General features: G+C 65.7%; 9 protein-coding genes. 5 read left to right on the top strand and 4 right to left on the bottom strand.

The genetic code is table 11. The annotated features are described in order from the left end of the window. Nucleotides 1-1,057: OmpP1/FadL family transporter (locus B4A72_RS14665; protein WP_292978963.1), on the bottom strand; the 1,057-nt coding region annotated here is incomplete at its 3' end. Nucleotides 1,058-1,289: 232 nt separating this feature from the next. On the opposite strand from B4A72_RS14665, the gene guaB reads away from it, so the two are divergent. The 4 genes from guaB (at nt 1,290) to B4A72_RS14645 (ending at nt 6,134) form a co-directional block, all read left to right on the top strand. After that, nucleotides 1,290-2,738, top strand: coding sequence for an IMP dehydrogenase (gene guaB, locus B4A72_RS14660; protein WP_292978961.1), 1,449 nt, complete (start codon nt 1,290-1,292; stop codon nt 2,736-2,738). 346 nt (nt 2,739-3,084) lie between these two features. Beyond that, complete coding sequence (locus B4A72_RS14655; RefSeq protein ID WP_292953592.1) at nt 3,085-4,074, top strand: Bug family tripartite tricarboxylate transporter substrate binding protein; 990 nt, start codon at nt 3,085-3,087, stop codon at nt 4,072-4,074. Between the two features lie 78 nt (nt 4,075-4,152). Then, nucleotides 4,153-4,584, top strand: coding sequence for a tripartite tricarboxylate transporter TctB family protein (locus tag B4A72_RS14650; protein WP_292953595.1), 432 nt, complete (start codon nt 4,153-4,155; stop codon nt 4,582-4,584). 11 nt (nt 4,585-4,595) lie between these two features. After that, a complete protein-coding gene (locus B4A72_RS14645; RefSeq protein ID WP_292953598.1) occupies nt 4,596-6,134 on the top strand; it encodes a tripartite tricarboxylate transporter permease in 1,539 nt (512 codons plus the stop codon). 63 nt (nt 6,135-6,197) lie between these two features. On the opposite strand, the gene B4A72_RS14640 is transcribed toward B4A72_RS14645, so the two are convergent. Beyond that, nucleotides 6,198-7,355, bottom strand: coding sequence for a deoxyguanosinetriphosphate triphosphohydrolase (locus tag B4A72_RS14640; RefSeq protein ID WP_292953601.1), 1,158 nt, complete (start codon nt 7,353-7,355; stop codon nt 6,198-6,200). Between the two features lie 74 nt (nt 7,356-7,429). On the opposite strand from B4A72_RS14640, the gene B4A72_RS14635 reads away from it, so the two are divergent. Continuing rightward, complete coding sequence (locus B4A72_RS14635) at nt 7,430-7,753, top strand: HesB/IscA family protein (protein ID WP_292953604.1); 324 nt, start codon at nt 7,430-7,432, stop codon at nt 7,751-7,753. Here B4A72_RS14635 and B4A72_RS14630 read toward each other — a convergent pair whose 3' ends face one another. Next, nucleotides 7,754-8,365, bottom strand: a complete 612-nt coding sequence (locus tag B4A72_RS14630; protein WP_292978959.1) for a hypothetical protein — start codon at nt 8,363-8,365, stop codon at nt 7,754-7,756. It abuts the gene before it with no gap. A gap of 48 nt (nt 8,366-8,413) precedes the next feature. Further along, the coding region (glmS, locus tag B4A72_RS14625) for a glutamine--fructose-6-phosphate transaminase (isomerizing) (RefSeq protein WP_292978957.1) at nt 8,414-10,120 on the bottom strand (1,707 nt) is incomplete at its 5' end.

The following is a 10,120-nucleotide window of genomic DNA, read 5'->3' as shown; positions in this document are numbered from 1 at the left end:
TCATGTTGTCGCGCGTATAGATCGCCGCCAGCGTGATGCCCTTGCGCCCGTTGGTCGGGGCCAGCGGCGAAACCAGATCATTCCCGGCCTTCTCATAGGTGAACGAGGCCGAACCGGACCAGGCATCGGTGAACTTGCGACCCACGCCAAGCGTGTAGGTGGTGGTGTCCTCCAGGCTGACCAGTCCGCCACCGGTCACGGCGGTGAAGTTGCGCGGATCGACCCGGAATTCGGACCAGTTCACCCAGCGGATCGATCCGAAGACCAACGTATCCGGCGCGACGCCGGTCTGGAATTCCAGGTTCCAGCTTTCCGGGGTCTTGACCTTTGTCATGGAGGTGCCGGTCAGCAGCGGCAGGGCCGGCAGCGGCCCGGCCCCGTCGGGATCGACCAGCGGGCCGGATTCGGTCGTGTCGAATTCATGCTCGACCTCGGAATTGTAGGTCAGCGAGACGCGGGCCGCGATCTCGGGCTTTTCCCAGGCGGCGCCGGCCACCCAGCCGACGGCCGTGTCGGTATCCAGATCGACCGAATAGCCCGCCACCGGACCATAGGCCGCGCCGTTCAGGCTGACCTTGCCGTCGGCACGCGACCCGCGGATGCCGCCATGAACCGAGAAATTGTTCTGGAACTTGTAGCGTCCGAGCGCGGTGAAGGTGGTGGAATCCACCTTCGCGCTGGTTCCGCCCAGAAGGAGCGACCCGTCCTGGCCCGGATCCGGGATCGCGCCGGGTTGCGTCGGATAACGGATATCGGCGCCGAAGGGCTGTTCGATGATGATGGCGCCGGAAATGCTGGGCGTGAACTGGTGCTTGTAGGCCAGACCCACGAAGCCGTAGCCCTGCGCCACGTCGCCGGTGTTGTAGGGGCCTCCGGCCGCCGCTGGCGTGCGGTCCTTGCCCTCGACCGTCGGATCGACGCCGCCAAAGCTGAGCTCGGCGTAGTTTCCGTCTTCGAACAGCGGGCTCAGCGATTGCGGCGCGCGTTCGATCCCGCCCGCCAGCAGGGGCGACGCGCTCAGCAGCAGGGTGGCCGCGCCGGTCAGTGTATATCTCATAAGTTGTCCTCCCTAGACGGATCAACCGATCCAGGTTGTCACCTTACGGGACTTCGTGATGCAATCAATCGTGCCGGCCCGATGACGCAACGTTCTGATCTCGCTGACCTGGGGGCAGCGTGTCTTTGCTGCAACGCAGCCCGGCGGCCGGCGCCGGTTCTTCGGCTCTGGACAATCGGCGCCGCGCGTGAAAGGGGAAACTGCCAAACGAACTTGCCGCAAGGATGACCCCATGCAGATTCGTGAGGCCCTGACCTTTGACGATGTCCTTCTGGTTCCCGCCGCCTCGACGGTGATGCCCTCGACCGCCGATGTCGCGACCCAGGTCACGCGCACCATCCGGATGAACATTCCGCTTCTGTCCTCGGCCATGGACACGGTGACCGAAAGCCGCATGGCCATCGCCATGGCGCAGGCAGGCGGCATGGGGGTCATTCATCGCAACCTGACGACCGAACAGCAGGCCGACGAGGTGCGCCGTGTCAAGCGGTTCGAAAGCGGCATCGTCTACAAGCCCATCACGCTGCGCGCCGATCAGACGCTGGCCGATGCGAAGGCCTTTCAGGACCGCTACAACGTCACAGGCTTTCCGGTCGTCGATGCCGAGGGCCGCGTCGTCGGCATCGTCACAAATCGCGACATGCGGTTCGCCAGCGACGACCGCACCCCGGTCAGCGTGATGATGACCTCGGACAGGCTGGCGATGCTGACCGAGCCTGCCGACCGCCAGCAGGCCATTGACCTGATGAAGGAACGTCGGATCGAGAAGCTGCTGATTATCGATGGCCAGGGTCATCTGACCGGCCTTCTGACGCTGAAGGATACCGAGAAGGCGGTGGTGAACCCGCTGGCCTGCAAGGACGAGCTGGGGCGGCTGCGCGTGGCCGCCGCATCGACCGTCGGCGAAGAGGGCTTTGCACGCAGCCAGGCGCTGATCGAGGCGGGCGTGGACATGGTCGTGATCGATACCGCTCACGGCCATTCGGCAGGCGTCGCCAGGGCGGTCGAACGGGTGAAGACCTTTTCGAACGAGGTGCAGGTGGTGGCGGGCAACGTGGCCACGGCGGAAGGCACGCGGGCACTGATCGAGGCGGGCGCGGATGCCGTCAAGGTCGGCATCGGACCGGGCAGCATCTGCACGACGCGGGTGGTTGCCGGGGTCGGCGTGCCGCAGCTGACCGCGATCATGGACGCCTGCGCCGGCGCCGATGGCCTGCCGGTGATCGCCGATGGCGGCATCAAGTATTCCGGCGATTTCGCCAAGGCGATCGCCGCGGGCGCCAGCTGTGCCATGGTCGGCAGCGCCATCGCCGGCACTGATGAAAGCCCCGGCGAGGTGATCCTGTATCAGGGCCGCAGCTTCAAATCCTATCGCGGCATGGGCTCGCTGGGCGCGATGGCGCGGGGCAGCGCGGACCGCTATTTCCAGAAGGATGCCGCGACCGACAAGCTGGTGCCCGAGGGCATCGAGGGGCAGGTGCCCTACAAGGGACCGGCCGGCACGGTGATCCACCAGCTTGTCGGCGGGCTGCGCGCCGCCATGGGCTATACCGGCTGCGCCACGATCGAGGAGATGCGCCGCAACTGCCAGTTCGTCCGCATCACCGGGGCGGGGCTCAAGGAAAGCCATGTGCACGACGTGCAGATCACGCGCGAAAGCCCGAATTACCGTCTCGGATGAACCCTGGTCGGGGCGGTCATTTCTTGGGTGCCTGTCTGCGCATGATGTGAAGCCCTTCGGGAGCCCGCGACACGGGGCGCCCCTCGTGCCGCGATCGCGGGAAGGCCAAGACTCCCCGGACAGCAGAAAAGGTGCGTAAAGCCCTTGCAGGCGGGACATGGCGATCCTCGGCGCGGGTTCGGCCTCGGTAAATTTTTTCCTTTCCCCGGCGCGGCTTGTCCACGACGAGGCTTGCCTGCTGCAAGGCTTCGTGCCATCAAATGACGCTCAAGATCCCGCCTCAGGGACGATGTTGCGCCCTTGCAGGAATGCGGCGTAGCATCCGTAGGACAACAGGAGGAAAACCATGATTTTCAAGGCAAGCCGGATGATCGCGGCCGCCGCGTTGCTGGGCGCGTCGTCGCTGGGCGCGATGGCGCAGGATTTCAATCCCACCAATCCCGAATGCATCGCCCCGGCCAATCCCGGCGGCGGCTGGGACTTCACCTGCCGCCAGGTCGGCAAGACGATGCAGGATCTGGGATTGATCGACACGACGATGCAGGTCGTCAATCTGGCCGGCGGCGGCGGCGGCGTGGCCTTTGCCGAGGTCGTCAACAAGCGCGAGGACGACAACAACCTGATCGTGGCGGCGTCCTCGGCGACCGCGACGCGGCTGGCACAGGGCGCCTATCCGGGCAACACCATGGATCAGGTCCGCTGGCTGGGCTCGATCGGGGCCGATTACGGCGTCATCGCCGTGGCGGCCGACAGCGAGATCAAGACGCTGCCGGAACTGCTGGACAAGATCAAGGCCGATCCGGGTTCGATCTCGGTCGCGGGCGGTTCGGCCGTGGGCGGCTGGGATCACCTGAAGGTGCTGATCGCGGCCGATGCCTATGGCATCGAGGATGTCCGCTCGGTCAAGTATATCGCCTTCGATGGCGGCGGCGAGGCCGTGACCCAGCTTCTGGCAGGGTCGGTCCAGGCCTTCACTGGCGACCTTTCCGAGGCCAAGGGCTTTGTCGATAGCGGCGACATCAGGGTGATCGCGGTGCTGGCCCCCGAACGGCTTGACGGCGAATTCGCCGATTTTCCGACCGCCAAGGAACAGGGTGTGGATGCTGTCGGCGCGAACTGGCGCGGTTTCTATGGGCCGGGCGGCATGTCCGACGAAGCCTATAACGGCTGGGTGTCGAAGCTGGGCGAGCTTTATGCCTCGGACGAATGGAAAGAGGTGATGAAGGTGAACGGCATCGCGCCGCTGGACCTTCAGGGCGAGGAATTCCAGCAATTCGTGTCCGAATCGGTGACCCGGATCCAGGACATCTCGCGCAAGATCGGCATCATCAAGTAGACGCGGGCTGATGCCGGCAAACATCTCGGGCGCCGCGACCTTTCGCGGCGCCGCTTCTGTCCCGAAAGGAAATCGGCGATGAGCGATCGCATCCTTGGCCTCGTCGGCATCCTGCTGGCGATCGGTTTCGCGCTGGCCGCGCTGTCGATCGAGGAAAGCTTCCTGTCGGACGCTGTCGGTCCCAAGGCATTTCCCCTGATCATCGCGGCCGTCCTGGGACTGGCCAGCATCGTCATCGCGCTGCGCCCCGATCCCGATCCGACCTGGCCCGCCCTGGGCCGCCTGGCCGAGATCGGCGCGGCGGTGCTGGTCATGATCCTCTATGCCAAATTGCTGCCGGAAGCGGGTTTCGTCATCGCGACAGCCTTCGCCGCAACCTATCTGTCCTGGCGTCTCGGGTCGACGATCCTCTGGGCCACGGCGACGGGAATCGGCACCTCGCTGGGCATTTATGTCATCTTCAATCTGGCTCTGGGTCTGTCGCTGGCGCGCGGCCCGTTCGGCTTCTGAAGGAGCGCGTCATGGAAACCCTGTCCAATCTTGCCGACGGCTTCGCCATCGCGCTGACCTGGCAGAATCTGAGCCTTGCCTTGCTGGGCTGTTTTCTGGGCACCATCATGGGCGCGCTGCCGGGGCTGGGGCCATCGAACGGCGTGGCGATCCTGATCCCGCTGGCCTTCACGCTGGGGCTTGGCGCCACGCCGTCGCTGATCCTGCTGACCTCGGTCTATTACGGGGCGATGTATGGCGGGCGGATTTCGTCGATCCTGCTGAACATACCGGGGGACGAGCCAGCGATGATGACCTGTCTGGACGGGCACCCGATGGCCAGGAAGGGCCTGGCCGGAGAGGCGCTGTCGCTGTCGGGCATCGCCTCTTTCGTCGGATCCTTCATCGCGACCTGGGGCCTGATCGTGCTGGCCCCGCAACTGGTCAAGATCGCGCTGCTTTTCGGACCGGCCGAATATTTCGCGCTGTTCGCGCTGGCCTTCATGACGCTGGGCGGGGTTTCCTCGACCAACCAGGCGAAATCGGCCTTTGCCGCGGCCCTTGGCCTTGGCTTGGCGATGATCGGCGTCGACACGCAGACCGGCGTGCCGCGCTTTACCTTCGGCGAGGTCAATCTTTACGACGGGCTGGATTTCCTGGTCGCGATCGTCGGCCTTTTCGCGCTGTCGGAAGTCTTCATCTTCCTGGAAGAGGGGCACGGCGCCTCGGATGCCGAGGGCCGCAAGCTGAAGATCGGCCGACTGACGCCGCCCTGGTCGATGCTGAAATCCTGCATCCCGACAATGCTGCGGACTTCGGGCCTGGGCTTTGTCGCGGGCGTCCTGCCCGGGGCGGGCGCCTCGCTGGGCTCGTTCATCTCCTATACGATGGAAAAGCGGCTGGTGGACAAGGACAACACCTTCGGCACCGGCGACCCGCGCGGTGTCGCCGCGCCCGAGGCCGGCAACAACGCCGCCGCCGGCGGCGCGCTGGTGCCGATGCTGGCGCTTGGGGTGCCGGGATCGGGGACGACGGCGGTGCTGCTGGCGGTCCTGCTGTCGCTGAACATCACGCCCGGGCCGCTTCTGTTCACCAACAATCCGGATGTGGTCTGGGGACTGATCGCGGCGCTGTTCATCGCCAACTTCATGCTGCTGGCGCTGAACATCCCGATGGTGGGCCTGTTCACCCGCATCCTGCTGGTCCCGCCACGGGTGCTGATGCCGGTCGTGGCGATGGTCAGCTTCGTGGGCATCTACGGCATTTCCGGTTCCTCGTTCGATCTTCTGGTGATGATCGGCTTCGGCGTCATGGGTTGGGTGCTGCGCAAGTTCGACGTGCCGCTGGTGCCCATCATCCTTGGCACACTTCTGGGCAACCAGATGGAAAACAACCTGCGCCGCGCCATCACCATCGACAACGGCAACTGGTTCACCCTGATCGATTCCCCGCTGGCGATCACGCTGTGGGCCATCGCGATAGCCGGATTCCTTCTGCCGCTGATCGTGGGTCGCCGCGTCAAGTCGGGGATGCGCCGGCGTGGCGATGACGAGGGCTCGATCCGGGACTGAGGCCGATCGGTCTTGCGGCGCCGCATGACATGGCGCGGCACGGACAGCCCGTGTCGCGCCCTTTCAACCGGTCAGCAGCCGCTGCGCCTCTGATATCGCATAGCGGTCGGTCATCCCCGAGACGTAGTCCAGCACGATGCGGGCACGGCGGGTTTCATCGGGCGCCGCCTCGGCCGCGCTGTGCCATTGCGGCGGCATCTGGGCGGGGTCCGACAGAAACAGCGGGAACAGCTCGTTCAGGATCGCCGTCACCCGGACCCGTTCATCCACGACCGAGGGCGCGCGATACATGCGCGTGAACAGGAACGACTTGATCGCCTTGATGTTCTGGTAGAGCGGCTTGGAAAAGCGGATGATCGGCCCGTCCATGTCGCGGATTTCCTGCGCCGATTGCGGCTGCAGGCCCGCCAGCCGGTTCTCGGCCACGGCGATGACGTCCTCGACCATGACGCCGAAGACCCGCCGCAGCGCCTCGTGTCGCCGCCGCATCCGGTCGAGGCCGGGATAGAGGCGGTCCACCTCGGCGAAGGCGGGACCGATCACGGGCAATTCGGCCAGTTCCTCCTCGGTGAACAATTCGGCCCGCAGACCGTCATGCAGATCGTGGTGGTTATAGGCCACGTCATCGGCCACGGCCGCCACCTGCGCCTCGGCGCTGGCATTGCTTGAAAGCTCCAGATCCCAGTCGCCGTTCACCTCGGCCAGGGCATAGGGCAGGGGCGGCTCCACCGGCCCGTTATGCTTGGCGATCCCCTCCAGCGCCTCCCATGTCAGGTTCAGCCCGTCGAAATCGGCATAGTGCCGTTCCAGCCGGGTGACGATCCGCAGCGCCTGCGCGTTGTGATCGAAGCCGCCATAGGGCTGCATCAGCGCGGATAACGCATCCTCGCCGGTATGGCCAAAGGGGGGGTGGCCCAGATCGTGGGCCAGCGCCACCGTCTCGGCCAGGTCGGTGTTCAGCCGCAGCGCGCCGGCGATGGTGCGGGCGACCTGCGCCACCTCGATCGTGTGGGTCAGCCGGGTGCGGAAGTAATCGCCGCGATATTCGTCGCCGTCATGTTCGACGAAGACCTGCGTCTTGTGCTTCAGCCGCCGGAAGGCGCTGGAATGGATGATCCGGTCGCGGTCGCGCTGCCAGGGCGAGCGGAAGGTGGACAGGCTTTCCGGATGCAGCCTGCCGCGACTGTCTTCGGGCTGGCAGGCATAGGGGGCGGTGGACAAGGCGCGGTCCTTCCTTGCGAGGGATGCGTGCAGAGCCTATATTCCTGACCCAAGGACGAAAACGGGAACGCCCCATGAACCTGCCTCCGAAAGTGACCGAACGGGCCTTTGCCCACCTTGCCGAGATCAATGCGGGCGGCGACGTCCGTCCGCTGCGCGTCGCGGTGGCCGGGGGCGGCTGTTCCGGGTTTCAATACGAGATCCGGCTGGATCAGGCCGAAGCCGACGATCTGGTGCTGGAAGGCGCCGGCCAGCGGGTCGTCGTCGATCCGGTCTCGCTGCCCTATCTGGCGGGTGCGGTGATCGATTTCGCGGATGAGCTGATCGGCGCCCGGTTCACCATCGACAATCCGAACGCCACCTCAAGTTGCGGCTGTGGCACGTCCTTTTCGATGTGATCAGCCGCAGAGACGTTTGCGGATCACGAAGCTGCGCTCGATATAGCGCAGCTTGGGCGGCGCCTCCAGACCGTTGGGTCGCGGAATGCCGTAACGGCGTTCCCGCATGACCGGATCCAGCCCGCGTTCCGGCGGGTATTCGGCGTCCTCGCTGGTCCACGACACGATCTGGCATTCCGCGCGCGGGTCCGCATCGACGATCTTCATGGTGCCGTTCTCCTCGATGAGCGTGACGATATAGACGCGGCGCCGATTCAGGCCGAGAATGCTGAAATCCAGAACCTGCCGCATCTCGGTCCGGCCTGTCTCCGGGCCGAAGAGGGCATCTTTTCCCTGCCAGTCGAGGCCATAGGCGAAACGCAGCCGCCACTGGCCGGGCGGCACCAGAAGACGAAAGAAATCCCCGCCACGGATATAGCCCGCCATGACCGCCCGGCCGCTGCCAGGTTCGGTCACATGGACCAGGTAATCCTTGCCGGGCAGGGTCTTGACCTGCAGCGGAAAGGTCGCGGGCAACCCGCTGCGGTTCCACATCAGTCCGGTCTGCGGACGTTCCTGTGCGGCCGCCGCAAGCGGCAGAAGGCACAGCGCAAGGACCAGAAGGCGCCACATGGTTCCGATCCTAGCGCGGAAGGCGCGCGGCGTCACGCCGCGCGAGCATCACTCGACCGTGACGGATTTCGCCAGATTGCGCGGCTGATCCACATCCGTGCCTTTCGCCACCGCCGTGTGATAGGCCAGATATTGCATCGGGATCGCATAGAGGATCGGCTGGAACGCCCCGCCACCCGAGGGCAGGCGCAGCGTGGCGTGCACACCCTCGCCCCCCGCCGCGATCCCGGCCTGGTCCGAGACCAGCAGAATCTGCCCGTGCCGGGCCATCACCTCCTGCATGTTCGAGACGGTCTTGTCGAACAGCGCATCATGGGGGGCCAGAACGATCACCGGCAGATCGCGGTCGATCAGCGCGATAGGGCCGTGCTTCAATTCCCCCGAGGCATAGCCTTCGGCGTGAATGTAGCTAAGTTCCTTCAGCTTCAGCGCACCTTCCAGCGCCACCGGATACAGCGCCCCGCGCCCCAGATACAGCACGTCCTGCGCCTGACCCAGCCATTCCGACAGCGCCCGGCAATTATCGGACAGGTTCAGCGCCTGCTGCAACAGGCCCGGCACGGCGCGCAGATCGGCCAGATGGCCCGCAAGCTGCACATCGTCGATCCGGCCGCGATCACGGGCCGCCTTCAGCGCCAGGATCGCCAGCACCGTCAACTGGCAGGTGAAGGCCTTGGAGGACGCCACGCTGACCTCGATCCCCGCCAGCGTCGGCAGCGCCACGTCGCTGTCGCGCGCAATGGCCGAGGTGCCCACATTCACCAGACCGACGGTTCGGGCCACCCGGTCCTTGGCATAATGCAGGGCAGCCAGCGTGTCCGCCGTCTCGCCCGACTGGCTGATGGCGATGAACCAGCTCTTGTCCGACAGCGGCGGCTCGCGATAGCGGAATTCCGAGGCCACGTCGATATCGCAGGGCAGGCCCGCCAGCCGCTCGAACCAGTATTTCGCGACATGGCCCGCCAGATGCGCGGTGCCGCAACCGACCAGCGCGATGCGGTCCACGCCCGTGAAATCCAGCCCCTCGGGAAGCACGATCCGGTTGTCCTTGACGTAATGGTTCAGCACGTCGCCGATCACCACCGGCTGCTGAGCGATTTCCTTGGCCATGAAATGCCGGTAGCCGCCCTTGTCGATCGCCGTCGCGCCGACGTCGATCCGGCTTTCGCCGCGGCCGACCGGACGCCCCCCGGCCTCATAGACCTGCACGCCCGCGCGGGTCAGGACGGCGTGGTCGCCATCCTCCAGATAGGTGATGCGGTCGGTAAAGGGCGACAGGGCCACCGCATCCGAACCCAGAAACATCTCGCCCGTGCCATGGCCGATGGCCAGCGGGCTGCCCCGGCGTGCCGCGATCATCAGATCGCCCTCGCCCTCGAACAGGAAGGCCAGCGCGAAGGCGCCGTGCAGGCGGGACAGGGTGGCGCGCGCGGCCTCCAGCGGTGACAGGCCCCGATCCAGATGATGGCCGGTCAGCAGGGCCACCGTCTCGGTATCGGTTTGGCTTTCGGGCCTGAGGCCGTTCGTGGCCAGTTCCTCGCGCAGGTCGCGGAAATTTTCGATGATGCCGTTATGAACCACGGCCACGCGGCCATGCCGATGGGGATGGGCATTCGTCTCGGTGGCGGCGCCATGGGTGGCCCAGCGGGTATGCCCGATCCCGGCATGGCCGCGAAGCGGATCAAGAACCAGCCGGTCCGACAAATTCACCAGCTTGCCCACCGCGCGGCGGCGATCCAGCCTGCCCGCATCGTC

The organism is Paracoccus sp. UBA5162 (genome assembly GCF_002413585.1).
In the GTDB taxonomy this organism is placed as follows: Bacteria; Pseudomonadota; Alphaproteobacteria; order Rhodobacterales; family Rhodobacteraceae; genus Paracoccus.
Note: the sequence above shows the minus strand (reverse complement) of the source record. Positions and strands in the feature narration are given on the sequence as shown.

Excerpts from the sequence above, each read along its gene's own strand:
- guaB (WP_292978961.1), top strand. The coding sequence starts at position 1,290 with ATGCAGATTCGTGAGGCCCTGACCTTTGACGATGTCCTTCTGGTTCCC.
- B4A72_RS14655 (WP_292953592.1), top strand. The coding sequence starts at position 3,085 with ATGATTTTCAAGGCAAGCCGGATGATCGCGGCCGCCGCGTTGCTGGGC.
- B4A72_RS14650 (WP_292953595.1), top strand. The coding sequence starts at position 4,153 with ATGAGCGATCGCATCCTTGGCCTCGTCGGCATCCTGCTGGCGATCGGT.
- B4A72_RS14645 (WP_292953598.1), top strand. The coding sequence starts at position 4,596 with ATGGAAACCCTGTCCAATCTTGCCGACGGCTTCGCCATCGCGCTGACC.
- B4A72_RS14635 (WP_292953604.1), top strand. The coding sequence starts at position 7,430 with ATGAACCTGCCTCCGAAAGTGACCGAACGGGCCTTTGCCCACCTTGCC.
- B4A72_RS14630 (WP_292978959.1), bottom strand. The coding sequence starts at position 8,365 with ATGTGGCGCCTTCTGGTCCTTGCGCTGTGCCTTCTGCCGCTTGCGGCG.